Source organism: Roseateles flavus (assembly GCF_039872765.1).
GTDB lineage: Bacteria > Pseudomonadota > Gammaproteobacteria > Burkholderiales > Burkholderiaceae_C > Roseateles_B > Roseateles_B flavus.
Genome location: NZ_JBDPZC010000003.1, coordinates 220,839 through 243,976, shown reverse-complemented (window position 1 = coordinate 243,976; position 23,138 = coordinate 220,839). Strand labels below are relative to the sequence as shown.

Annotated in this window: 20 protein-coding genes; 18 read left to right on the top strand and 2 right to left on the bottom strand. The window is 68.8% G+C overall.

Annotation, left to right across the window (positions count from 1 at the left end):
- Positions 1-72 precede the first annotated feature (72 nt).
- The 4 genes from odhB (at position 73) to ABDJ40_RS08940 (ending at position 4,701) form a co-directional block, all read left to right on the top strand.
- Positions 73-1,314, top strand: coding sequence for a 2-oxoglutarate dehydrogenase complex dihydrolipoyllysine-residue succinyltransferase (odhB, locus tag ABDJ40_RS08955; protein ID WP_347608865.1), 1,242 nt, complete (start codon positions 73-75; stop codon positions 1,312-1,314).
- Positions 1,315-1,476: 162 nt separating this feature from the next.
- Positions 1,477-2,907, top strand: a complete 1,431-nt coding sequence (lpdA, locus tag ABDJ40_RS08950) for a dihydrolipoyl dehydrogenase (RefSeq protein WP_347608863.1) — start codon at positions 1,477-1,479, stop codon at positions 2,905-2,907.
- A gap of 73 nt (positions 2,908-2,980) precedes the next feature.
- Positions 2,981-4,081 (top strand): cell division protein ZapE, encoded by a 1,101-nt coding sequence (gene zapE, locus ABDJ40_RS08945; RefSeq protein WP_269629636.1) that lies wholly within the window; start codon positions 2,981-2,983, stop codon positions 4,079-4,081.
- Positions 4,078-4,701 carry a hypothetical protein gene (locus ABDJ40_RS08940; protein WP_347608860.1) on the top strand — a complete coding sequence of 208 codons (624 nt, stop codon included), beginning with the start codon at positions 4,078-4,080 and terminating at the stop codon, positions 4,699-4,701. The genes zapE and ABDJ40_RS08940 overlap by 4 nt, the downstream gene beginning before the upstream one ends.
- A 6-nt stretch (positions 4,702-4,707) precedes the next feature.
- Here ABDJ40_RS08940 and ABDJ40_RS08935 read toward each other — a convergent pair whose 3' ends face one another.
- The gene (locus ABDJ40_RS08935) at positions 4,708-5,472 is read right to left on the bottom strand and encodes a PP2C family protein-serine/threonine phosphatase (RefSeq protein ID WP_269629634.1); all 765 of its coding nucleotides are present in this window, start codon (positions 5,470-5,472) and stop codon (positions 4,708-4,710) included.
- 100 nt (positions 5,473-5,572) lie between these two features.
- Between ABDJ40_RS08935 and ABDJ40_RS08930 the strand changes: the two genes are divergently transcribed.
- Both ABDJ40_RS08930 and yoaA read left to right on the top strand, forming a co-directional pair.
- Positions 5,573-5,776, top strand: coding sequence for a YdcH family protein (locus tag ABDJ40_RS08930; protein ID WP_269629633.1), 204 nt, complete (start codon positions 5,573-5,575; stop codon positions 5,774-5,776).
- Between the two features lie 118 nt (positions 5,777-5,894).
- Positions 5,895-7,943 (top strand): DNA repair helicase YoaA, encoded by a 2,049-nt coding sequence (gene yoaA / locus ABDJ40_RS08925; RefSeq protein ID WP_430765620.1) that lies wholly within the window; start codon positions 5,895-5,897, stop codon positions 7,941-7,943.
- 121 nt (positions 7,944-8,064) lie between these two features.
- Here the strand turns inward: yoaA and ABDJ40_RS08920 are convergent, their stop codons facing one another.
- Positions 8,065-8,898, bottom strand: a complete 834-nt coding sequence (locus ABDJ40_RS08920; RefSeq protein WP_430765619.1) for an outer membrane protein assembly factor BamD — start codon at positions 8,896-8,898, stop codon at positions 8,065-8,067.
- 101 nt (positions 8,899-8,999) lie between these two features.
- Between ABDJ40_RS08920 and ABDJ40_RS08915 the strand changes: the two genes are divergently transcribed.
- The 12 genes from ABDJ40_RS08915 (at position 9,000) to der (ending at position 23,107) form a co-directional block, all read left to right on the top strand.
- On the top strand, positions 9,000-10,028 hold the full coding sequence (locus tag ABDJ40_RS08915) for an RluA family pseudouridine synthase (protein ID WP_347608857.1): 1,029 nt from the start codon (positions 9,000-9,002) through the stop codon (positions 10,026-10,028).
- A gap of 375 nt (positions 10,029-10,403) precedes the next feature.
- Entirely contained in the window at positions 10,404-11,330 is a 927-nt protein-coding gene (gene scpB, locus ABDJ40_RS08910) for an SMC-Scp complex subunit ScpB (protein ID WP_347608855.1), read from the top strand.
- A complete protein-coding gene (rluB, locus tag ABDJ40_RS08905; protein WP_347608853.1) occupies positions 11,327-13,372 on the top strand; it encodes a 23S rRNA pseudouridine(2605) synthase RluB in 2,046 nt (681 codons plus the stop codon). The genes scpB and rluB overlap by 4 nt, the downstream gene beginning before the upstream one ends.
- A 153-nt stretch (positions 13,373-13,525) precedes the next feature.
- On the top strand, positions 13,526-13,951 hold the full coding sequence (gene ndk, locus ABDJ40_RS08900; RefSeq protein WP_183104816.1) for a nucleoside-diphosphate kinase: 426 nt from the start codon (positions 13,526-13,528) through the stop codon (positions 13,949-13,951).
- Positions 13,952-14,161: 210 nt separating this feature from the next.
- A complete protein-coding gene (gene rlmN, locus ABDJ40_RS08895; protein WP_269629629.1) occupies positions 14,162-15,340 on the top strand; it encodes a dual-specificity RNA methyltransferase RlmN in 1,179 nt (392 codons plus the stop codon).
- 74 nt (positions 15,341-15,414) lie between these two features.
- The gene (pilW, locus tag ABDJ40_RS08890; RefSeq protein WP_347608850.1) at positions 15,415-16,197 is read left to right on the top strand and encodes a type IV pilus biogenesis/stability protein PilW; all 783 of its coding nucleotides are present in this window, start codon (positions 15,415-15,417) and stop codon (positions 16,195-16,197) included.
- Positions 16,190-17,188, top strand: a complete 999-nt coding sequence (locus tag ABDJ40_RS08885) for a helix-turn-helix domain-containing protein (RefSeq protein ID WP_347608848.1) — start codon at positions 16,190-16,192, stop codon at positions 17,186-17,188. Before pilW ends, ABDJ40_RS08885 begins: the two co-directional genes overlap by 8 nt.
- 46 nt (positions 17,189-17,234) lie before the next feature.
- Entirely contained in the window at positions 17,235-18,530 is a 1,296-nt protein-coding gene (ispG, locus tag ABDJ40_RS08880) for a flavodoxin-dependent (E)-4-hydroxy-3-methylbut-2-enyl-diphosphate synthase (RefSeq protein ID WP_347608846.1), read from the top strand.
- Between the two features lie 19 nt (positions 18,531-18,549).
- On the top strand, positions 18,550-19,845 hold the full coding sequence (gene hisS / locus ABDJ40_RS08875) for a histidine--tRNA ligase (RefSeq protein ID WP_347608844.1): 1,296 nt from the start codon (positions 18,550-18,552) through the stop codon (positions 19,843-19,845).
- Between the two features lie 39 nt (positions 19,846-19,884).
- The gene (locus ABDJ40_RS08870) at positions 19,885-20,580 is read left to right on the top strand and encodes a YfgM family protein (protein WP_347608842.1); all 696 of its coding nucleotides are present in this window, start codon (positions 19,885-19,887) and stop codon (positions 20,578-20,580) included.
- Between the two features lie 2 nt (positions 20,581-20,582).
- Positions 20,583-21,719 carry an outer membrane protein assembly factor BamB gene (gene bamB, locus ABDJ40_RS08865; RefSeq protein ID WP_347609185.1) on the top strand — a complete coding sequence of 379 codons (1,137 nt, stop codon included), beginning with the start codon at positions 20,583-20,585 and terminating at the stop codon, positions 21,717-21,719.
- A gap of 50 nt (positions 21,720-21,769) precedes the next feature.
- The gene (gene der, locus ABDJ40_RS08860) at positions 21,770-23,107 is read left to right on the top strand and encodes a ribosome biogenesis GTPase Der (RefSeq protein ID WP_269630518.1); all 1,338 of its coding nucleotides are present in this window, start codon (positions 21,770-21,772) and stop codon (positions 23,105-23,107) included.
- Positions 23,108-23,138: the final 31 nt, after the last annotated feature.

The following is a 23,138-nucleotide window of genomic DNA, read 5'->3' as shown; positions in this document are numbered from 1 at the left end:
CATGCGTCCACCTCGTGACGCCGGACCGCGGGCAGTGAGCGGCCAGCGCAGCAGCAAGCAGAAAGAATCATCATGGCAATCGTTGAAGTCAAGGTTCCCCAACTGTCTGAATCGGTGTCCGAAGGCACCCTGATCTCCTGGAAGAAGAAGCCCGGCGAAGCCGTCGCGGTGGACGAGATCCTGATCGAGATCGAGACCGACAAGGTCGTCCTGGAAGTGCCCGCGCCCAGCGCCGGCGTGCTGGCCGAGACCCTGAAGGACGGCGGCGCCTCCGTCGTGAGCGAGGAAGTCATCGCCCGCATCGATACCGAAGGCAAGGCCGGTGCCGTGGCCGCCCCGGCAGCCGCAGCCCCCGCAGCCGCGCCGGTTGCAGCCCCCGCAGCCGCCGCCAACAAGGGTGACGTGGCCATGCCCGCCGCCGCCAAGATCCTGGCCGAGAAGGGCCTGCAGGCCACCGACGTCGCCGGCTCCGGCAAGGACGGCCGCGTGACCAAGGGCGATGCCCTGGCCGCCGGCGCCAAGCCTGCCGCCGTGGCCGCGCCTGTCGCCGCCCCCGTGGCCGCCGCCAAGCCGCTGCCGGCCGTCGCCGCGCCCGTCGCACAGAACCTGGGTGATCGCCCCGAGCAGCGCGTGCCGATGAGCCGCCTGCGCGCCCGCGTGGCCGAGCGTCTGATCCAGTCGCAGTCGACCAACGCCATCCTGACCACGTTCAACGAAGTGAACATGGCGCCGCTGATGGAGATGCGCAAGAAGTTCCAGGAGAAGTTCGAGAAGGAGCACGGCGTCAAGCTGGGCTTCATGAGCTTCTTCGTGAAGGCCGCCGTCGCTGCCCTCAAGAAGTTCCCCGTGCTGAACGCCTCGGTCGATGGCAATGACATCGTCTACCACGGCTACTTCGACATCGGCATCGCCGTGGGCTCGCCCCGTGGCCTGGTCGTGCCCATCATCCGCAATGCCGACCAGCTGAGCTTCGCCGACATCGAGAAGAAGATCGCCGAATTCGGCCAGAAGGCCAAGGAAGGCAAGATCTCCATCGACGACCTGACCGGCGGCACCTTCTCCATTTCCAATGGCGGCACCTTCGGCTCCATGCTGTCGACCCCCATCATCAACCCGCCGCAGTCGGCCATCCTGGGCGTGCACGCCACCAAGGATCGCGCCGTGGTCGAGAACGGCCAGGTCGTGGTGCGCCCGATCAACTACCTCGCGATGTCCTACGACCACCGCATCATCGACGGCCGCGAAGCCGTGCTGGGCCTGGTCACGATGAAGGAAGCGCTGGAAGATCCCGCCCGCCTCCTGTTCGACATCTGATCAAGGGCTACTGCGCGTCCTCAGGGCGTCGTTGCGGGTCCCGTCCTCGGCATCCTCACGTAGCGCTGCTACGCTCCGGTGCCTTGGCACCCGCGCCTAGCCCTGAGGCCGCTCGCTACGCCCCGCACCGGTGGGGCCAGTTGCGAGACAAGGAACACACACATGAGCACCAAGAACTTTGACGTCGTCGTGATCGGCGGCGGCCCCGGCGGCTATATCGCCGCCATCCGCGCCGCCCAGCTGGGCTTCAACGCGGCCTGCATCGACGAGTGGAAGAACGAGAAGGGCGGCCCCGCACCGGGCGGCACCTGCACCAACGTCGGCTGCATCCCCTCCAAGGCCCTGCTGCAGTCCTCGGAGCATTTCGAACACGCCAACCACCACTTCGCTGATCACGGCATCACGGCGGACAACGTCCAGATCGACGTCGCCAAGATGATCGGCCGCAAGGCCACTGTCGTGAAGCAGAACAACGACGGCATCCTCTACCTGTTCAAGAAGAACAAGGTCAGCTTCTTCCACGGCCGCGGCTCCTTCGTTGCGGCCAAGGATGGCGGCTACGAGATCAAGGTGGCCGGCGCTGCTGAGGAGACCCTCGTTGCCAAGCACGTGATCCTGGCCACCGGCTCCAATGCCCGTCAGCTGCCCGGCGCCGAGTTCGATGAAGAGCTGATCCTCTCCAACGACGGCGCGCTGCGCATCCCCGCCACGCCGAAGAAGCTGGGCGTGATCGGCTCCGGCGTGATCGGCCTGGAGATGGGCTCGGTGTGGCGCCGCCTGGGCGCGGAAGTGACCATCCTCGAAGCCATGCCGGCCTTCCTGGGGGCTGCTGACGAGTCCGTGGCCAAGGAAGCCGCCAAGGTCTTCAAGAAGCAGGGCCTGGACATCCAGCTCGGTGTGAAGATCGCCTCGGTGACCAAGGGCAAAGACAGCGTCACCATCGCCTACGCCGACGCCAAGGGCGCCGAGCAGAGCCTGGTGGTGGACAAGCTGATCGTCTCGATCGGCCGCGTGCCCAACACCATCGGCCTGAACCCCGAAGCCGTGGGCCTGAAGCTGGACGAGCGCGGCGCCATCGTGGTGGACGACGAGTGCAAGACCAACCTGCCCAACGTCTGGGCCGTGGGTGACGTCGTGCGCGGCCCCATGCTGGCCCACAAGGCCGAGGAAGAGGGCGTGGCCGTGGCCGAGCGCATCGCGGGCCAGCATGGCCATGTGAACTTCGGCACCATCCCCTGGGTCATCTACACCAGCCCCGAGATCGCCTGGGTCGGCAAGACCGAGCAGCAGCTGAAGAGCGAAGGCGTCGAGTACAAGGCCGGCCAGTTCCCCTTCATGGCCAACGGCCGTGCCCGCGCACTGGGCGACACCACCGGCTTCGTGAAGATGCTGGCAGACGCCAAGACCGACGAGATCCTGGGCGTGCACATCATCGGCCCGTTCGCGTCGGAGCTGATCTCGGAAGCCGTGGTGGCGATGGAGTTCAAGGCCTCGGCCGAGGACATCGCCCGCATCTGCCACGCCCACCCGAGCTTGAGCGAAGCCACCAAGGAAGCGGCCCTGGCCGTGGACAAGCGCACCCTGAATTTCTGATTCCGATCGGAATTCACGGGTTCAAAGGGGCGGCCTCGGTCGCCCCTTTTCACGAGATGTAGCCTGAGCACCCATGAGCAGCGTCACCGAGCTCTACCACCAGACCCTGGCCGAACGCGGCTTCACGGCCGATCCGGCCCAACTGCGGGCCATCGCGGCCCTGCAGCGCTGCCAGGATGAATGGGCGGACTACAAGGCCCGCCGCAGCAATGCCGTCACCAAGCTGCTGGTACGCCCGCCCATTCCGCGTGGCGTCTACATGTACGGCGGCGTGGGGCGTGGCAAGAGCTTCCTCATGGACTGCTTCTTCCAGGCCGTGCCGCTCACGCGCAAGACCCGCCTGCACTTCCACGAGTTCATGCGCGAGGTGCACCGCGAGCTGCAGGACCTCAAGGGCATCGCCGATCCGCTGGACGAGCTGGGCAAACGCATCGCCAAACGCTTCCGTCTGATCTGCTTCGACGAGTTCCACGTGGCCGACGTGACGGACGCGATGATCCTGCACCGGCTGCTGGACGCGCTGTTCAAGTACCGCGTGTCCATCGTCACGACCTCCAATTTCCACCCGGACGGCCTCTATCCCAACGGCCTGCACCGCGACCGCATCCTGCCGGCCATCGAGCTGCTCAAGGAGAAGATGGAGGTCATCAACGTCGACCATGGCACCGACTACCGCCAGCGCTCGCTGGAGCATGTGGAGCTCTACCACTGCCCGCTGGACGACAAGGCCGATGCCGCGCTGACGCATGCCTTCGAGAGCCTCGCCGAGGCCAAGGACGAAGACCCGCTGCTGCACATCGAGCACCGCGAGCTGCGTTCACGGCGCCGTGCGGGCGGCGTGGTGTGGTTTGACTTCCAGACCCTCTGTGGCGGCCCGCGCTCGCAGAACGACTACCTCGAGCTGGCCTCGCGTTTCCACACCCTGATCCTGTCCGGCGTGCCCGAAATGCCGGTGCGCCTGGCCAGCGAGGCGCGGCGCTTCACCTGGCTGGTCGACGTGCTCTATGACCGCCGCTGCAAGCTGGTCATCTCGGCCGCGGTGCCGCCCGAGCAGCTCTACACCGAAGGGCCGCTGGCGCATGAGTTCCCGCGCACGGTGTCCCGCTTGCAGGAAATGCAATCGCGCGAGTACCTGGAGCTGGAGCGCCGGGAAGTGGATACTTCGCTGACATGAGCCCCGCTGCCCGACAACGCCGCTGCACCCGCCTGGCCCTGGCCCTCTGGCTGGCCTGCTGCGGCGTGGCCGCCAGTGCTGGTGAGCGCGGCGCGGATGAGCGCCGCGCAGCCCGCAGCGCGATCGAGCAGCGCTACCAGCAGGCCGTCCAGGACTGCCAGGCCCGCTTCGCCGTCAACGACTGCCAGCAGGAGGCCAGGCTCGCGCGCCAGCAGGCCCTGCAGCCCTTGCTGGACGAGGAACTGGCAGAGTCCCTGGCCCAGCGCGAGCGGCGGGCCTCGGAGAGCCGCCAGCGCCTGCGCGAGAAGGCGCAGGAGCAGGCACAGCTGGAGGCCAGGCGCCGCAGCGAAGCCCTGATGGCGCCGCCTCTTCAGCCTCGCGCCGAGGCGGCGCTGCCGGCCTCCGCGGCCTCGCGCCCGGCACGCCCGGTGCCCGATGTGGAGAAGCTGCGGCGCCAGGACGAAGCCGCCGCGGCGCAGCGGGCGCGTGACCAGCAGAGCCGCGTCCGCAAGGCTGAGGCGCATCGCCGCGAGGCCCTGGAGCGCCTGCAGGACCGTGCCCTGCACAAGCCGCTGGCGCCGCCCTTGCCTCCCCCGAGCGCGGCGTCCGCGCCTCGCTGAGCGGCTTCAGCCCAGGGGTTCGATCCGGACCACGGCCAGGGAGAGGTTGTCCCCACTGCCATGGGCCCGCTGCCGGGCCTTGTTGAGCAGCAGCTCGGCCGCCTCGCGCGGGGGCAGGCTGTGCAGCACGGTGCCCAGTTCGCGCGGATTGAAGTAGTGCCACAGGCCGTCGCTGCAGGCCATCAGGCAGTCGCCCGGCTCCAGCGGGCCGATGACGTCGCCCGTCGGCGTGGGGTCCTGCACGGTGCCCAGGCAGCCGGTCAGCAGATTGGACTGCGGATGGGTCGAGGCCTCGCTCTCGCTGATCTTGCCTTCGTCGACCAGGCGCTGGACATAGGAGTGGTCCAGCGTTCGTTTGAGCATGTTGGGGCCACGGAAAAAGTAGATGCGCGAATCGCCGGTATGCAGCCAGTGGCAGCGGCGGTCCGGCGTGATCAGGTAGGCGGCGATGGTGCTGTGCGGCTCCTCCTCGGCGGAGATGGCCGTCAGCTTGATCATCAGGTGGGCCTCGTCGGCGATCTGGCGCAGCAGGTCGGCCGGGTTCTCGTCTTCCGGGGAGAAGCGCTCGAAGAGCTGCTGGGCCGTCAGCACGACCTGGTCGGCGGCCTTGCGCCCGCCGCTCTTGCCGCCCATGCCGTCCGCCAGCACCGCCAGCACGCAGCCCGCAATGCGCGGGTGGCTGATGACCTGGACCTGGTCCTGCTGGTACGTGCGGTCACCCCGGTGGATGCCGGTGGCGGCGTTCAGTCGAAATCCAGGGTTGCGGCTCATGCGGTCTCGGGCGAGTTTGCCCAAAACTATAATCGGGAATGAAGGCCGGACCGGCGCCTCGGAAGCGATTCGCGGGCCCATCCCCCCGGGTTCTCCACAAATGGACGCAGATCTTCACTCCCTGTCACGCCAATTGATCGAGTTGCGGATGGAGCATGCGGATCTTGACGGTCTCATCGATCGCGCCTCGGGCATGCTGCCGCTGGACGAACTGCAGCTGCAGCGCCTGAAGAAGCGCCGCCTGGCCCTGAAGGATCGGATTGCCCGCCTGGAGCAGGCCAGCGAGCCCGACGAGCCGGCATGAGCGACGCGCGGGCCTGCTGTCATGTCAGGCGGGCCGGAAGTTGCCGTCTCGTTTGCATCGCTCCTCACCACTTCCCCATGCCCCGGGCCCCGCGCCTGACCCAGACGACGCCACGCTCTTGAGCTCCCCGGACCCGGACACCCCCGCCACCGACACCACCCCGCCCAGCGAGCTGGAGCAATGGGTGCAGGCCGCCTTCGACCGGGGCGGTTCGCTGTCGCGCGCCGACGCCGGCTACAGCCCCCGCGAGCCCCAGCTGGCCATGACGCAGGCCGTGGCCCGTGCGATCGCGCGGCGGGAAAGCCTGGTGGTCGAGGCGGGCACCGGCGTGGGCAAGACCTTCGCTTACCTCGTGCCGGCCCTGCTCAGCGGCGGGCGGGCCCTGATCAGCACCGCGACCAAGAGCCTGCAGGACCAGCTCTTCCTGCGCGACCTGCCGCGGCTGTGCGCGGCGCTCTCCGTGCCGGCCCGTATCGCCCTGCTGAAGGGGCGTGGCAGCTATCTGTGCCTGCATCGCCTCGAGTACGCGCGGCATGGTGCCGAGCTGCCCGACCGCCGCGCCGTGCTGGCCCTGGCACGCGTGGAGCGCTGGGCGCAGCAGACGCGCACCGGTGACTTCGCCGAGCTGGACGGTCTGGACGAGCGCTCGCCCGTCATCCCCATCGTCAGTTCGACGCGGGAGAACTGCCTGGGCAGCGAATGCCCGCAGTGGAGCTCGTGCTTCGTCGTCAAGGCCAGGCGTGAGGCCATGGAGGCCGACATCGCCGTCGTCAACCACCACCTCTTCTTCGCCGACATGGCCCTGCGCGACAGCGGCGTGGCCGAGCTGCTGCCCAGCGTCGACGTCGCCGTGTTCGACGAAGCTCATCAGCTAACCGAGGCCGGCGTGCAGTTCCTCGGCCAGAACCTGGGCACCTCGCAGCTGATCGACTTTGCGCGTGACATGCTGGCCCTGGGGCTCACCGAAGCGCGCGGCACGATGGACTGGCAGTCCCTGCATGGCCACCTGGAGAAGGCGGCACGCGAGTTGCGCCTGGTCTGCGCGGGGCCGCTCAAGGACCTGCGCGGCCTGATCAAGCTGCGCTGGAACGAACGGGCGGGGCAGGTGGGCTTCGCCGCCGCGCTGGCCGAGGTCGCCTGCGCGGCGGACGAGGCCGCCGAGGCGCTGGCCGCCGTGGAGAACGGCTCGCCGGACTTCCTGCGCCTGATCGAGCGCGCCCGGCAGCTTTCTGAGCGCGCCCATGCCTTCTCGCTGGACCCGGCGCCGGGTGCGGTGCGCTGGATCGACATCAGCCCGCATCAGGCGAGGCTGGTGGAGTCGCCCCTGGACATCCGCGAGGCCATGCAGGAGCAGCTGAAGGACTCGCCCAAGGCCTGGATCTTCACCTCAGCCACCCTGGGGGACGACGAGCGCCTGAGCTGGTTCACCGAGTCCTCGGGGCTGACGGACGCACGGGTGCTGCGCGTGGGCAGCCCCTTCGACTACCCCAATCACGCGCGGCTCTATGTGCCGCGCGGTTTCCCCAAGCCGTCCGAGCCGCATCACTCGGCCAGCGTGGCCGTGCTGGCCGCACGCTGCGCGCAGGCGCTGGGAGGCCGCTGCTTCGTGCTGACCACCACGCTGCGCGCCCTGCAGGTGATCGGCGATGCGCTGAAGACCGAGCTGGAGGCCCTGGGGGCGCCGCTGAAGGTGCTGGTGCAGGGCGCCATTCCCAAGCGCATGCTGCTGCAGCAGTTCATGGAAGATCCCCGCGCGGTGCTCGTGGGCTCGGCCAGCTTCTGGGAGGGCATCGACGTGCCGGGCGATGCGCTGCAGTGCGTGCTGATCGACAAACTGCCCTTCCCCCCGCCCAACGATCCGCTGGTGGAGGCGCGGGTGCAGCGCCTGGAGCGTGAGGGCCGCAATGCCTTTGCCGACTACTTCATCGCCGAGGCCGCGATCGCCCTCAAGCAGGGCGGAGGACGGCTGATCCGCACGGAGACGGACAAGGGGCTGCTGGTCGTCTGCGACCCACGCATGGCCGGCATGAACTACGGCCGGCGGCTGCGCGCGGCCCTGCCGCCCATGACGCCGGTGGCCAACGAGGGCGAGGCGCTGAGCTGGCTGCGCGGGCTGGCCGCCGAGCGTGGGCCTGCAGCGCTGGTCGCGGCCTGGACGGGGGCCTGAATCCACAGGCGCTGCGCCTGCGTCAGCCCTGGCTCATGCGCTGAGCCAGCGTGCGTCCCGGCCATGAAAAAAGCGCATGCGGCTTTCGCTGCATGCGCCTTGCGGGCGGGCGTCCTGGGTGTTACCAGAGCTTCCACCAGGGCTTCTTGGCCACGCGCTCGTTGCCGGCCAGGTACTGGCTCTGCGGGAAGCTCTTGCGCAGCACGCGCTCGGCGTCGTCACGCAGCTTGGGCAGGCCCAGCTGCTCGTAGCTGCGGACCATGATGGACAGCGCCTCCTCGGCGGCGGGGGCCGTCTCGAACTCCTTCACCGCGGATTGGGCGCGGTTGGCCGCTGCCACATAGGCGCCGCGGTTGAAGTAGTAGCGGGCGACGTGGACCTCGTAGGCTGCCAGGGTGTTGGTGATGAAGTCGACGCGGACGGCCGCGTCCTCGGCGTACTTCGAGTCCGGGAACTGCTCGACCAGCTGGCGGAAGGCCAGCAGCGCATCGCGCGAGGCTTGCTGGTCACGCTCGGCCACGTCCTGGCTGGCCAGGCGGCCGAAGAGGCCCATGTCCTCGTTGAAGTTGACGGTGCCCTTCATGTAAAGGGCGTAGTCCATGGCCGGGCTGGAGGGATTGAGCTTGATGAAGCGGTCCAGGGCACTGATGGCCTGGGCTCGCTCGCCGCTCTTGTAGTAGGCCCAGGCGATGTCCAGCTGCGCCTGCTGGGCGAGTACCGTACCGGCCGCACGGCCCTCGATCTTTTCCAGGCCCTTGATGGCCCGGTCGTAGCCGCCGGTGGCCAGGTCTTCCTTGGCCTCTGAGTACAATTTGTCCAGGCTGGCCTGTGAATTGGGATCCTCCTTGAAGGGGGACGAGCAGGCGGCCAGGGCCAGCACCAGGCTGCCCGCCAGCACTCGGGCGGGCACGGCGTTGAGCCGACGGGCGGGCCTGTCCGCGGACAGCACAGGCACGGAACCGCTCTGCGTCGGGTGACGCTTCCCCAGGAAATCCATCATGGTCCATTGGCCAGGCGCTCAGGCGCCAGCCCATCTGAAAAAGGAGCGCCGATTATATGGTTCAGGCTTTGGTGGACCTGAAAGCCACGCCCGGTATCGAACTCGGCGTCGACGCCCTCGATCCTGAGGGCGATGCGCCGGAGGATGCGGGCGCCTCGGAGGTGGAGGTCCGTGAGTCGCGGGTGGAGCGCGAGGCCCAGGGGCAGCGGCTGGACAAGTTCGTCGTCGGCATGGCGCCGGAGTTCTCGCGCAGCCATCTGCAGGGCCTGATCGAGCGCGGGCTGGTGAGTGTGCAGGGCCAGGTGCAGACGACGGCCTCGCGCAAGGTGCTGGCGGGCCAGCGGGTGCGCGTGGAGCTTCAGCCCACCGAGGAAAGCCAGGCCTTCCGCGCCGAGCCCATGGCGCTGGACATCCTGTACGAGGATGCGCACCTGATGGTCGTCAACAAGCCGGTGGGCCTGGTCGTGCACCCGGCGCCGGGCAACTGGTCCGGCACGCTGATGAACGGCTTGCTGGCACACCATGCCCAGGCTGCGCAGCTGCCGCGCGCGGGCATCGTCCACCGGCTCGACAAGGACACCTCGGGCCTGATGGTGGTGGGCAAGACGCTGGAGGCGACCGTCGCGCTGTCCCGCATGATCGCCGACCGCCAGGTGCATCGCGAGTACCTGGCTCTGTGCCACGGTCGCCTGACCGCGCCGCTGCACGTCGATGCGCCGATGCGGCGAGACCCGGCATCGCGCGTCAAGATGGCGGTGGTGCCCGGCGGCAAGCCGGCGCAGACCGACGTCTTCCCGCTGGCCCACACCCCAGACGCGCCCTGGATGAGCGCGGTGCACTGCGTGCTGCATACCGGCCGCACCCATCAGATCCGCGTCCACCTGTCCTGGAAGGGCTATGCCCTGGTGGCCGATGCCTTGTACGGCGGCGCGCCCGCCCTGGGCCTGGAGCGCCAGGCGCTGCACGCGGCCAAGCTGAGTTTCGAGCATCCCATGACGGGGGCGGCGATGGTCCTCCTGGCGCCGTTGCCTGCGGATCTTGCCCAGGCCTGGCAGCGTGCCGGATTTCCTGCGCCGGCTCTCTGAGGGGCAGGTGCGGCGGGCAGGGTACAATGTGCGCGCAGAGCTTGGGTGAACAGCCCTCGGTCCGGCGCCTTGCAGGGCAATGCGCGGGATCCGGTAGGGCCTGACCCATTTCGAGCAGGTGGCTGGTGATCGTCCGTGAGGGGCGATCGGCGCCTGAGGGCGAGAGAGAGTTTCGCCGTCCGAGTTGCTGGACTGACCATGTTCCTGAATGCGCCAGATGTGGAGGCGGCCTTCGCCGCCGCGCACCGCCTGCCGCACATCCGGGACCTGCTACAGCGGCATGAGCTGATGTTTGCCCCCGGGCCCCAGGCCCTCCGTTAGAACACTGTTGAACACCATGGCCGGCTCGATGAGCAGGTGCTGCCGACACACGCGATGAACACGCAGGAAGCCAAGCGAGTCCTGGAGACCGCGCTCATCTGTGCGCAGCAGCCCCTCACGATCAAGGATCTGCGCAGCCTCTTCGCCGACGAGATCGGCGCGGACAGCCTGCGCATGCTGCTGGACGAGCTGGCCCGCGATTGGGAGGGCCGCGGCGTCGAGCTGGTGGCCATTGCCAGCGGCTGGCGCTTCCAGAGCAGGCCCGAGATGCGCGAGTTCCTGGATCGCATGCATCCGGAGAAGCCGCAGCGTTATTCACGGGCGGTGATGGAGACCCTGGCCATCATTGCCTATCGTCAACCTGTGACGCGCGGCGACATCGAGGACATCCGCGGCGTCGTGGTGTCCACGCAGATCGTCAAGCAGCTGGAAGACCGCAACTGGATCGAGGTGGTGGGCCATCGTGAGGCGCCGGGCCGACCGGCGCTGTATGCCACCACGCAGCAGTTCCTGGACGACCTGGGGCTGGAAAGCCTGTCCCAGCTGCCCGCCCTGGAGGCGGCCGGCGAGCCCGGCGCGGCTCTTGTGGAGGCGCTGGAAGGGCAGGGTTCGCTGCTGGAGTCGGAGCCGGCCCCTCAGGGGGCAGGGGCCGATCAGGAGGCTGACGTGGCGCCGGTGACTTCTGAGGCTGGAGCCTCGGATGCCCTGGATGAGGCCCCGTCCGAGGCTGGGGCCGGCGCGCCGGCGGACGAGGCGCAGGCTGCGGACGAGCTGCCGCTGCCCGAGTCTGCCGACGGGCCCGAGGTCCTGGCCGAAGCGATTGAAACAGACGAACAAGAAGTGCAAGCAGAAGAAGGCGTCCCCGGTGACGCCGCCGAGGTGGTGACCGATGTCGCCGCCTTCCCCGCTGAGCCCGAGGCCCTGGTGCCGCAGCAAGCTCAGCATCCCGATGTGAATGACAAGGTGCAAGCTGACGCATGAATGCCCATGACACCGATCCGGCCGCCGAAGGCGCGGGCGCGATGAATCCCGAAGCCGAGGCGCCCAAGCGCCGCCGAGCCCCCGCACGCAGCAAGGCCGCCGCCGAGGTGGCCGCGCCGGAAGTGGCCGAGCCCGCAGGCGAGGCTCCGGCGCCCAAGCCGCGAGCGCCGCGCAAGACGGCTGCCAAGAAGGCCGTGGTGGCTGACCAGGCCGCTGAGGTGATGGCCGCGCCGGAAGCCTCCGCTGTCGAGTCCGCAGCCGAAGAGGCCAAGCCGGTCAAGGCGCGCGCGCCCCGCAAGTCGACCAAGGCCGCCAAGGCCGAAGCGGCAGAGGCGGTCGTGGAGGCCGCTGAAGCTGTGCCGCCGCAGGCCGCCGAGCCCGCCGCCCGCGAGCAGGCCGAGGCTGCGCCAGTGGCCCGCGCCGATGCTGAATCCGCGGCACCGGCTTCGGTCGCCGACGAGGGCGATGCAGGCGATGCCGGCGATGTCGGCGAGGAAGGCCGCGGTCGTCGCAACCGCCGCCGGGGTCGCCGTGAGCGCGATGGCGAGCGTGGTGCCGAGCGTGGTGATCGCGGTGCCGAGCGCCCGGCGCGTCCTGCCGAAGCCGTATTCACCCTGGGAGCCGAAGGTGAGGGCGCCGACACCGACGCCGGCCGTGGCGAGCCCGTGGCCGAAGAGCTGATGGCCCAGGCCGGCGAGCGCTTTGCCGAGCTGCTGTCCGGCGCCTATGACGGCGAGGAAGTGGTGCCGGTCGAGGAAGTCGCCAGCCAGGAGACCAAGCGCGTGCTGGCTCCCGAGCTGGATGCGCCCAAGCTGCAGAAGGTGCTGGCCCAGGCCGGTATCGGCTCGCGCCGCGACATCGAGGACATGATCGCCGAGGGCAAGATCTCCGTGAACGGCGAGGTGGCCCACATCGGCCAGCGCATCTCCTTCGGGGACCGCGTGGCCGTCAACGGCAAGCCCATCAAGGTGCGGATCCAGCCGCCGGCGCCTCGCATCATTGCCTATCACAAGCCCGCGGGCGAGGTCGTCACCCACAACGACCCGGAAGGCCGCCCGACCGTCTTCCGCCGCCTGCCCAAGCTGCACCAGGGCAAGTGGCAGTCGGTCGGTCGCCTGGACCTCAACACTGAAGGTCTGCTGCTGTTCACCAACTCCGGTGAGCTGGCCAACCAGCTGATGCACCCGCGCTTCGGCGTGGAGCGCGAGTATGCCGTGCGCGTGCTGGGCACGCTCAACGAGGAACAGCGCGCCAAGCTGCTGTCCGGTGTCGACATCGAAGGCCAGTCGGCCAGCTTCAAGAGCATCGAGGACGGCGGCGGCGAGGGCGTGAACCACTGGTACCGCGTCATCATCACCGAAGGCCGCAACCGCGAAGTGCGCAAGCTCTTCGACGCCGTGGGCCTGACCGTCAGCCGCCTGATCCGCATCCGCTACGGCACCGTGGTGCTGCCGCGCGGCCTCAAGCGCGGCGTGTGGGTCGAGCTGGAAGATGGCGACGTGCGGGTGATCCGCCGCCTGGCCGGCGGCCCGCGCGAGGAGCGCGCCGAGCGTGGCGGAGATCGCAATCAGCCGCCGCAGCAACGTGATCGCAAGAACGGCAAGCGCCGTGGCGATCGCGCCCAGGGCACGGGGCCGCGTCCCAGCCGCCCGCAGGAGGCGCAGCAGCCGCGGCCGGAGCGCAAGGAGCGCTTCGTCGAGCAGCCGCGTGCCCAGGAGCGTTCCCGCGACCGCGGCGATGATGAAGATGACGACTTCATCCCGCGCAACATCAACCCGCTGGAGCAGACCTTCGACCGCCGCTTTGCCAGCGGGAAGTCCCGCGGCATCCCGCAAGGCTTCGGCCGTGGCGGCAGCGCGCCCGATCCCGTGGATCACGGTCCGCGCGGAGGCAAGAAGGGCGGCGGCGGTCCCCGCGAGCCGGATCCCATGCAGACCTCGGTCGGCTACATCGGCGCCGATGCCTTCCATCGCCGCGGCGGTGGTGGCGGCCGGGGTGGTCGCGGAGGCGGCGGTGGCGGCGGTGGCCGCGGTCGCCGCTGAGCTCCTCGCGAGACCGGTTGCCGGGCGCGCTTGACCCAGCGCAGGGGCGTCCAGGCCAACGGTCACAAGAGTCAATAGGGGCGGACACCGCCCCATCACGTTCACGCAGTACAATCATCGGCTTTGCCAAGCCTCAGATTCCAGGAGAAAAAAATGGCCATCGAACGCACCCTTTCCATCATCAAGCCCGATGCCGTGGCCAAGAACGTCATCGGCCAGATCTACTCGCGCTTTGAAGGCGCCGGCCTGAAGGTCATCGCCGCCAAGATGGTCCACCTGTCGCGCGGCGAAGCCGAAGCCTTCTACGCCGTGCACAAGGCCCGTCCTTTCTTCAACGACCTGGTGAACTTCATGATCTCCGGCCCGGTGATGATCCAGGCTCTGGAAGGCGAAGGCGCCATCCTGAAGAACCGCGACCTGATGGGCGCCACCGACCCGAAGAAGGCCGAGAAGGGCACCATCCGCGCCGACTTCGCCGACAGCATCGACGCCAACGCCGTGCACGGCTCTGACGCCCCTGAAACCGCCGCTGTGGAAATTGCCTTCTTCTTCCCCGGCATGAACGTCTACAGCCGCTAAATCGCGCCAAAGCCTCTTGCAGCGAGCCTCAAGGGGCGAGTCGCAACAAAGCCGCCTCAGGAGGCCGTCAACGCGGCCGTGCTGCCTTGTGCAGTGCCTGGGGCGGTCGGCATTTGAATGAAGAACGCCCACGGGCCTGCCGCCGGCGGTCCTGCCCCTCGGGGTCAGGTCATGCCGGGCGGTCCTGGCGACTCCTTGAGAGGCAAGACCATGAACGACGCGGTCAATCCACCCGGACTCACGAACCTGCTCGGGTTCGATCTCGAAGGCTTGGCCGCGTACTGCGAGCAGCTGGGGGAGAAGCGCTTTCGCGCGACCCAGCTCTTCCGCTGGATCCATCAAAAAGGGGCGTCTGACTTCGCGCAGATGTCCGACCTGGCCAAGTCCCTGCGGGACAAGCTGGCCACCCGCGCCCACATCCAGGCGCTGCCGGTGATCTCCGAGCAGGCCTCCGCCGATGGCACGATCAAGTGGCTGTTCGATGTGGGGCAGGGCAATGCCGTCGAGGCGGTGTTCATCCCCGAGGACGACCGCGGCACGCTGTGCGTGTCCAGCCAGGCCGGCTGCGCCGTGGGCTGCCGTTTCTGCTCCACGGGCCACCAGGGCTTCAGCCGCAATCTCGAGACCTGGGAGATCCTCGCCCAGCTGTGGTTTGCCGAGCACCACCTGCGCGTGCGCCTCAACACGCCGGACCGCGTCATCAGCAATGTCGTGATGATGGGCATGGGCGAGCCGCTGCAGAACTATGCCGCGCTGGTGCCGGCGCTCAAGGTCATGCTGGACGACCACGGCTACGGGCTTTCGCGCCGCCGGGTCACTGTCTCCACCTCGGGCGTCGTGCCCATGATGGACCGTCTGCGCGAGGACTGCCCCGTCGCCATGGCCGTGTCCCTGCACGCGCCCAGCGACCCGCTGCGCGACCAGCTGGTGCCGCTGAACAAGAAGTACCCCATCGCCGAGCTGCTGGCGGCCTGCAATCGCTACCTGGACGCCGCGCCGCGCGACTTCATCACCTTCGAGTACTGCATGCTCGACCACGTGAATGACACGCCCGAGCAGGCCGAGGAGCTGGTGCGCCTGCTCAAGGGCAAGGTGCCGTGCAAGCTCAACCTGATCCCCTTCAATCCCTTCCCGGCGTCCGGCCTCAAGCGCAGCCCCAAGGAGCGCGTGCAGGCCTTTGCCGAGGTGCTGATCCGGGCGGGCATCGTCACCACCGTGCGCAAGACCCGTGGCGATGACATCGACGCCGCCTGCGGCCAGCTGGCCGGAGAGGTGCAAGATCGCACCCGCGCGCATCTACGCATGGTGCGGCCCGTGGTTGTGGTGAAGAATGCGGCCGACCGTCCTGCCGATGGCGCGAGCTCCGCGCCGGGGCAGCCCACTTCCTGATCCCGAGCTACGCTCCCTCCATGATGACGCCAGCGATCGTGTTTCAGAAATCCCGCCTCCTTCTGCGCCCCCTGATGCTGCAAGGGCTCCTGGCGCTCTCGGCGGCGCTGCTGCTGCCGGGGTGCGCCAGCACGGGCTCGGGCAGCTCGGCCGAACCCAAGACGGAAAGCGACCGCACCGATCTGGACCGCCGGGCCGCGGTGCGCGTGGAGCTGGCGACGGGCTACTTCGCCCGCGGCCAGTACTCCACGGCCCTGGACGAGATCAAGCTGGCCCTGGCCCTGAAGCCGGAGCAGCGCGAGGCCATCAACCTGCGCAACCTGGTCTATGCCGCGATGGGCGAGACGAACATGGCGGAGGAGGGCTTCAAGCGCGCCATCGCCACGGCCCCCGGCGACGGCGATGCCATGCACAACTACGCCTGGTTCCTCTGCCAGCAAGGCCGCTGGGTGGCCTCGCGCGCCCTCTTCGAGCAAGCCCTGGCGTTGCCCAACTACCGCGGCACGAGCCGCTCCCTGCTGGCGCGCGGCGTCTGCGAGGCCCGCAACGGTGAGTGGCCGGCCGCCGAGCACAGCCTGTCCAAGGCCTTCGAGCTGGACCCGGCCAATCCCGCCGTGTCCCTGAACCTGGCCGAGGTGCTCTACCACCAGCAGCAGTACGAACGCGCCCGCTTCTACGCACGTCGCATCAATGCGCAGGCCGAGCTGGTCAACGCGCAGAGCCTGTGGCTGGAGTTGCGCATCGAGCGCAAGCTCAACAACGGCGTGGCCGTGGAAGACCTCGGGCAGCAGCTGCGTCGCCGCTTCACCGATGCGGCGGAGACCCAGCGACTGCGGGAAGGGCGCTTCGATGACTGACGGTCAGGTGTTCCCCGAGCAGGACGCCGCGGGCCTGGGCCTCAGGCGGGCCGAGCCGACGACGGCAGGCGCCCGACTCAAGGCCTTGCGCGAGGCCGCCGGCATGCACATCGGCTTTCTTGCCGCCACGCTCAAGGTGCCTCAGGCGCGCCTGGAGGCGCTGGAGGCCGATCGGCTGGACGAGCTGCCCGATGCCACCTTCGCCCGCGCCCTGGCCAAGGCCGTCTGCCGCGTGCTGAAGGTCGATCCCGCCGAGATCCTCAAGCTGTTGCCGGCAAGCACGGAGCCCGGCCTGGAACGGGTCAGCAAGGGCCTGAACCAGCCCTTCAGGCCCCAGGCCCTGGGCGGTGAAGGCGTGAGCCTGGCCGTGCTGCGCAAGCCGGTGGTGCTGGCCCCCTTGGGCCTGCTCGCGGCGGCGGCGGCGGTGTACCTGATGCCGGCCGACCTGGCCGCGCGCTGGCGCACAGCCGCGGCTCCGGCGGCGAGCGAGCCGGTCTTCGGGCCGCCGCCTTCGCCGGTTGCCGATGCCGCCTCGACGGTGATGCTGCCCACCCTGACGCCCGCGCCCCTGGCCTCGGCCCCGCTTGAGAGCGGCGCGGCTTCTGCAGTGCCCGTCGCGATGGCGCCTGCGGTGGCGCCTGCCCAGGTCGCTCCTGCTCCTGCTCCTGCATCCTCGCCCGCCGCAGTGCCCGTCGAGCAAGCCCGGCCGGCCGCCGCGTCCGCGGCCCCGACGCCGGCCGTGGCCACGGCCGGCCTTGCGCCGCTGGTGCTGCGTGCCAGCGCCGACAGCTGGGTCGAGGTGGTCGACGCCCGGGGCCAGGTCCAGTATTCCCGCCTGATGCGCGCCGGCGAGGTGGCCGATCTGCAGGTGCAGACGCCCGTCAAGCTGCGCGTGGGCAATGTGTCCGGCACCCACCTGAGCCTGCGTGGCGCGGCGGTGGACCTGCAGGCCCGCTCCCGTGACAACGTGGCACGCCTGGAGCTGCCCTGAGCGGGTGCGCCAGATGCCGGCCGAATAGAACCAGCTGAAAGAAGTGATGAGTGTGACCCCGACGACCCCGTCCGAAACGCCTGACAGCCTCGATGCCATCGCGGCCGCCAGGCCGGCTGCACGCCGCAGCCGCCAGGCCCGCGTGCGCTGGGGCGACCGCGTCGTGACCATCGGCGGCGATGCGCCGGTGCGCGTGCAGTCCATGACCAACACGGACACCGTGGACGTCATCGAGACCGCCATCCAGGTCAAGGAGCTGGCCGTGGCCGGCTCGGAACTGGTGCGCATCACCGTCAACACGCCGGAAGCCGCCGAGGCCGTGCCGCACATCCGCGAGCAGCTGGACCGCATGGGCATCGACGTGCCGCTGGTCGGAGACTTCCACTACAACGGCCATCGCCTGCTGACCGAGCATCCGGCGATGGCTCAGGCCCTGTCGAAGTACCGCATCAACCCCGGCAACGTGGGCAAGGGCGACAAGAAGGACCGCCAGTTCGCCCAGATGATCGAGGCTGCGATGAAGTACGACAAGGTCGTGCGCATCGGCGTCAACTGGGGCAGCCTGGACCAGGAGCTGCTCGCCCAGATGATGGACGACAACGCCCGCCGCGCCGCCCCCTGGGACGGCCAGCAGGTGATGTACCAGGCGCTGATCCAGTCGGCCCTGAGCTCGGCCAGCTATGCGCGCGAGCTGGGCATGAACCCGGACAACATCATCATCAGCTGCAAGGTCAGCGGCGTGCAGGACCTGATCTCGGTCTACCGCGCCCTGAGCCAGCGCTGCGACTACGCCCTGCACCTGGGGCTGACCGAGGCCGGCATGGGCACCAAGGGCACGGTGGCGTCGGCCACGGCCCTGTCCATCCTGCTGCAGGAGGGCATCGGCGACACCATCCGTGTCTCGCTGACGCCCCAGCCCGGCGAGTCCCGCACCCAGGAGGTGGTGGTGGCGCTGGAGATCCTGCAGTCCCTGGGCCTGCGTGCCTTCAACCCCAGCGTCACGGCCTGCCCGGGCTGCGGCCGCACCACCAGCACCACCTTCCAGGAGCTGGCCAAGCAGATCGACGACTACCTGCGCGCCCAGATGCCCGTCTGGCGTGCCAAGTACCCCGGCGTGGAGAACATGAAGGTGGCCGTGATGGGCTGCATCGTCAACGGCCCCGGCGAGAGCAAGCATGCCGACATCGGCATCAGCCTGCCCGGCACCGGCGAGGCGCCTGCGGCTCCCGTGTTCATCGATGGCGAGAAGGCCCTGACCCTGCGCGGGGAGGGCATTGCCACCGAGTTCCAGACCCTGGTCGAGAACTACATCGAAAAACGTTTCGGCGCTCAGAACGCCTGAGCCTGCCGCGAGAGAGTCCATGAGTGATCAGAAGAAGCAGCCCCTTCAGGCCGTGAAGGGCATGAACGACATCCTGCCGCCGGAGTCGGCGCGCTGGGAGTGGCTGGAGGCGAAGATGCGCAGCGTGCTGCAGCGCTACGGCTACCAGAACGTGCGCACGCCCGTCGTGGAGCCCACGGCCCTGTTCGTGCGCGGCATCGGCGAGGTGACCGACATCGTCGAGAAGGAGATGTACGCCTTCGAGGACAAGATGAACGGCGACCAGCTCGCCCTGCGCCCCGAGGGCACGGCTGGCGTGGTGCGGGCCATGGTCGAGCACAGCTTCCTGCGCGAGGGTGGCAAGCGCCTCTACTACTTCGGCCAGATGTTCCGCCATGAGCGCCCGCAGAAGGGGCGCTACCGCCAGTTCCACCAGATGGGCGTCGAGGCCCTGGGCTTCGCCGGCCCCGATGTGGACGCCGAGGTCATCCTGCTGGCCCGCACCCTGTGGCGCGAGCTGGGCCTGGTCGAGGGCCGTGACGTGGTGCTGGAGGTCAACTGCCTGGGCCAGTCCGAAGAGCGCAAGGCCCACCGCGAGGCCCTGATCGCCTACCTGGAACAACACCAGGACGTGCTGGACGAGGAAGCCAAGCGCCGCATGTACAGCAACCCGCTGCGCGTGCTGGACACCAAGAACCCCGCGATGCAGGCCATGGCCGAGGCTGCGCCCAAGCTGCTGGATTTCCTCGGTGAAGCCTCGCTGGCCCACTTCAACGGCGTGAAGGCCCTGCTGGATGCCGTGGGCCTGCAGTACCGCATCAACCCGCGCCTGGTGCGCGGCCTGGACTACTACAACCTCACCGTCTTCGAGTGGGTCACCGACAAGCTGGGCGCCCAGGGCACGATCTGTGCGGGCGGCCGCTACGACGGCCTGATCGAGCAGCTGGGCGGCAAGGCCACGCCGGCCGTGGGCTTCGGCCTGGGCCTGGAGCGCCTGCTGCTGCTGCTGGAAACCCTGGGCACCGAGATGGACCTGCCCGTGGCCGATGCCTATGCCATCGTCCCCTCGGCCCAGGGGCTGGGTCAGGTCATGCAGGCGCTCGAGGCGCTGCGCGCCGCCGGTGTCTCGGTGGTGCTGCACCCGGGGCAGGGCAGCATGAAGTCCCAGTTCAAGAAGGCCGATGCCAGCGGCGCTCGCCTGGCGCTGATCTTCGGCGAGGACGAACTGGCTCGCGGCGAAGTGGGCCTCAAGCCCCTGCGCGAGGAAGGCGCGCCCCAGTCCAGCCGCAAGCTGGCCGAGGTGGCTTCCTGGGCCCACGAACTCCGCAACGCATAATCGCGGCTCACTCACCCCATTCCCTACCGAACACAAGCAATGGCGTCGCATCTCGATCTGGAAGAACAGGAACAACTGGAAGCGCTCAAGGCCTTCTGGAAGCAATGGGGCAACCTCATCAGCTGGGGCTTGACCGCCGTGCTGCTGGCCTATGCCTCCTGGGTGGGCTGGAACTGGTGGCAGCGGGATCAGGGCGCCAAGGCCTCGGCCCTGTACGAGCAGCTGTCCAACCAGGTGGAAGCCGGTGACGTGGACAAGGCCACGGCCGCCTTCGCCGTGCTGAAGGAGCGTTTCCCTTCGACCGTGGCTGCCGCGCAAGGCGCGCTGCTGCAGGCCCGCCTGCAACACGACAAGCAGAACGACGACGGTGCCCGCGCCACCCTGGCCTGGGCGGCCCAGAATGCCGGAGACGCGCTCTATCAAGACCTGGCACGCCTGCGCCTGGCCGGACTGCAGATCGACGCCAAGCAGCTCGATGAAGCCGGCAAGACCCTGGACGCCGTGAAGTCCGCCGACTTCTCCGCCCTGGTGGCCGACCGCCGCGGTGACATCGCCGTGCTGCAGTCCAAGCCCGAGGTGGCCAAGGCCGAATACCTGAAGGCCTATCAGGCCATGGACAAGACTCTGGACTACCGCCAGCTGGTCGAGGCCAAGCTCGCCAGCCTGGGCGCCGCCGTGCCGGAAGAGGCGGCAGCGGAGGCCGGTAAGGAATCGGGCAAGGAGTCCGGCAAGTGAGCATGAAGTCCCTGCAAGTCCTTCGCCGCGGCCTGCTGCTGGCGACCCTGCCGGCCCTGCTGTCGGCCTGCTCGCTGTTCTCCAATTCCAAGGACGCCAAGCCGGCCCCGCTGGAAGCCGTGACACCCAGCATCGCCGGCAAGGTGGTGTGGCAGCAGCGCATGGACGGCGTCCGCTTCGGGCTGAACGTCGTCGCGCTGCCTGACAGTTTCGTCGTCGCCGACGGCGATGGCACCGTGCAGCGCCTCAAGGCGGCCGATGGCAGCGCGGTCTGGCGTGCCAATCTCAAGGAGAAGCTGGCCGCAGGCGTGGGCAGCGATGGCCGCTATGCCGCCGTCGTCACCCGCGACAACGATCTGGTCTCGCTGGACGAGGGCAAGACCCTGTGGCGCAAGCCCCTGTCCGTGCCCATCCTGACGGCACCCTTGGTGGCCGGCGAGCGCATCTTCGTGCTCACGGTCGACCGTGCCGTGCTGGCCTTCGACGCCATTGACGGCCGCAAGCTCTTCGAGCTGCGTCGTCCTGGTGATCCCCTGACGCTGCTGCAGCCCGGTGCCATCGGCAGCTACAAGGACACCCTGGTGGTCGGGCAGGGCTCGCGCCTGGCCGGCGTCGACCCCCTGCGCGGCACCGTGCGATGGGAGGCCAGCGTGGCCAACCCGCGCGGCACCAACGAAGTCGAGCGCCTGGCGGATGTGGTCGGCCCCCTGGTGCGCACCGGCGAGCTGCTGTGCGCCCGCGGCTTCCAGTCGGCCGTCAGCTGCATCAACGCCGAGCGTGGTTCCACCACCTGGACCCGCAACGTCGGTGGCGTCATGGGCGTGGGCGGCGATGCCCAGGTCATCGTGGGCGCCGACGCCTCCGACCGCCTGACGGCCTGGCGCACCAGCAATGGCGACGTGCTCTGGAATGCCGAGCAGTTCCTGAACCGCAAGCTGTCCGCCCCCCTGGTCCTGGGCCAGAGCGTGGTGGTGGGCGACTTCGAAGGCCAGGTCCATTTCCTCAACCGCGAAACCGGCAAGACCCAGCTGCGCCTGCCCACCGACGGCTCGGCCATCGTGGCTGCGCCGGTGGCGGCCGGCAATACCGTCCTGGTCGTGACCCGCAACGGAGGCCTCTTCGCGCTGCGGCCCCAATGAGGCCGCGCGCTTGTGACGCCTCCCGTCTTTGAAAGAAGAACAAGAACATGATGAAACCCGTGATCGCCCTGGTGGGCCGCCCCAATGTGGGCAAGTCCACGCTGTTCAACCGGCTGACCAAGAGCCGTGACGCCATCGTGGCCGACTTCGCCGGCCTGACGCGTGACCGGCACTATGGCGATGGCCGTCTCGGTGACCGCGACTTCATCGTCATCGACACCGGCGGCTTCGAACCCGACAGCTCCACCGGCATCGTCAAGGAAATGGCCAAGCAGACCCGCCAGGCCGTGGCCGAGGCGGATGCGGTCGTCTTCGTCGTCGACATCCGCCTGGGCCTGTCCGCCCAGGATCAGGACATCGCCCGCTACCTGCGAAGCTGCAACAAGCGCGTGTTCCTGGCCGTCAACAAGGCCGAGGGCATGAGCGAGTCGCCCCTGCTGGGCGAGTTCCACGAGCTGGGCATGGGTGAGCCCCACCCCATCTCCGCGGCTCACGGCCAGGGCATCCGCAGCATGCTGGAAGCCGTGCTCGAAGGCTTTGACTACGGCGACGAGGAAGAGCAGGGCGCCGAGGAGGAGCAGGTCATCCGCCTGGCCGTCGCCGGGCGTCCCAATGTCGGCAAGAGCACGCTGATCAATACCTGGCTGGGCGAAGAGCGCCTCGTTGCCTTCGACATGCCGGGCACCACGCGCGACGCCATCTCGGTGGACTTCGAGCGCCAAGGCCAGAAGTTCAAGCTGATCGACACCGCCGGCCTGCGCCGCAAGGGCAAGGTCTTCGAGGCCATCGAGAAGTTCTCGGTGGTCAAGACCCTGCAGGCCATCGCCGACGCCAACGTCGTGCTGCTGCTGATCGACGCCACGCAGGGCGTGACCGACCAGGACGCCCACATCGCGGGCTACATCCTGGACAGTGGCCGCGCCGTGGTCGTCGCGATCAACAAGTGGGATGCGGTGGACAGCTACCAGCGCGAGATGCTGGAGCGTTCCATCGAGTCGCGCCTGTCCTTCCTGAAGTTCGCGCCCACGCTGAAGATCTCGGCGCTGAAGCGCCAGGGCCTGGGCCCGCTGTGGAACGCGCTGGCCGATGCCTACTCCTCGGCCTACAAGAAGATGACCACCCCGGTGCTCACCCGCCTGATCCAGGAGGCCGTGCAGCACCAGCAGCCGCAGCGCTCGGGTGTCTCGCGCCCCAAGCTGCGCTACGCGCACCAGGGCGGCATGAACCCGCCCATCGTGGTGATCCACGGCAATGCGCTGGACAGCGTCTCCGATGCCTACAAGCGCTATCTGGAGGGCCGCATCCGCGCCCACTACAAGCTCACGGGTACGCCCCTGCGCATCGAGATGCGCTCATCCAAGAATCCATTCCTGGACAAGGATGACTGAATGCCAGGCGCGGGGAAACCCGCGGCTGTGT

What these genes read in the sequence shown, in the direction of transcription:
- odhB (WP_347608865.1), top strand. Translation starts at nt 73, where the DNA reads ATGGCAATCGTTGAAGTCAAGGTTCCCCAACTGTCTGAATCGGTGTCC.
- lpdA (WP_347608863.1), top strand. Translation starts at nt 1,477, where the DNA reads ATGAGCACCAAGAACTTTGACGTCGTCGTGATCGGCGGCGGCCCCGGC.
- zapE (WP_269629636.1), top strand. Translation starts at nt 2,981, where the DNA reads ATGAGCAGCGTCACCGAGCTCTACCACCAGACCCTGGCCGAACGCGGC.
- ABDJ40_RS08940 (WP_347608860.1), top strand. Translation starts at nt 4,078, where the DNA reads ATGAGCCCCGCTGCCCGACAACGCCGCTGCACCCGCCTGGCCCTGGCC.
- ABDJ40_RS08935 (WP_269629634.1), bottom strand. Translation starts at nt 5,472, where the DNA reads ATGAGCCGCAACCCTGGATTTCGACTGAACGCCGCCACCGGCATCCAC.
- ABDJ40_RS08930 (WP_269629633.1), top strand. Translation starts at nt 5,573, where the DNA reads ATGGACGCAGATCTTCACTCCCTGTCACGCCAATTGATCGAGTTGCGG.
- ABDJ40_RS08915 (WP_347608857.1), top strand. Translation starts at nt 9,000, where the DNA reads ATGGTTCAGGCTTTGGTGGACCTGAAAGCCACGCCCGGTATCGAACTC.
- scpB (WP_347608855.1), top strand. Translation starts at nt 10,404, where the DNA reads ATGAACACGCAGGAAGCCAAGCGAGTCCTGGAGACCGCGCTCATCTGT.
- rluB (WP_347608853.1), top strand. Translation starts at nt 11,327, where the DNA reads ATGAATGCCCATGACACCGATCCGGCCGCCGAAGGCGCGGGCGCGATG.
- ndk (WP_183104816.1), top strand. Translation starts at nt 13,526, where the DNA reads ATGGCCATCGAACGCACCCTTTCCATCATCAAGCCCGATGCCGTGGCC.
- rlmN (WP_269629629.1), top strand. Translation starts at nt 14,162, where the DNA reads ATGAACGACGCGGTCAATCCACCCGGACTCACGAACCTGCTCGGGTTC.
- pilW (WP_347608850.1), top strand. Translation starts at nt 15,415, where the DNA reads ATGCTGCAAGGGCTCCTGGCGCTCTCGGCGGCGCTGCTGCTGCCGGGG.
- ABDJ40_RS08885 (WP_347608848.1), top strand. Translation starts at nt 16,190, where the DNA reads ATGACTGACGGTCAGGTGTTCCCCGAGCAGGACGCCGCGGGCCTGGGC.
- ispG (WP_347608846.1), top strand. Translation starts at nt 17,235, where the DNA reads ATGAGTGTGACCCCGACGACCCCGTCCGAAACGCCTGACAGCCTCGAT.
- hisS (WP_347608844.1), top strand. Translation starts at nt 18,550, where the DNA reads ATGAGTGATCAGAAGAAGCAGCCCCTTCAGGCCGTGAAGGGCATGAAC.
- ABDJ40_RS08870 (WP_347608842.1), top strand. Translation starts at nt 19,885, where the DNA reads ATGGCGTCGCATCTCGATCTGGAAGAACAGGAACAACTGGAAGCGCTC.
- bamB (WP_347609185.1), top strand. Translation starts at nt 20,583, where the DNA reads ATGAAGTCCCTGCAAGTCCTTCGCCGCGGCCTGCTGCTGGCGACCCTG.
- der (WP_269630518.1), top strand. Translation starts at nt 21,770, where the DNA reads ATGAAACCCGTGATCGCCCTGGTGGGCCGCCCCAATGTGGGCAAGTCC.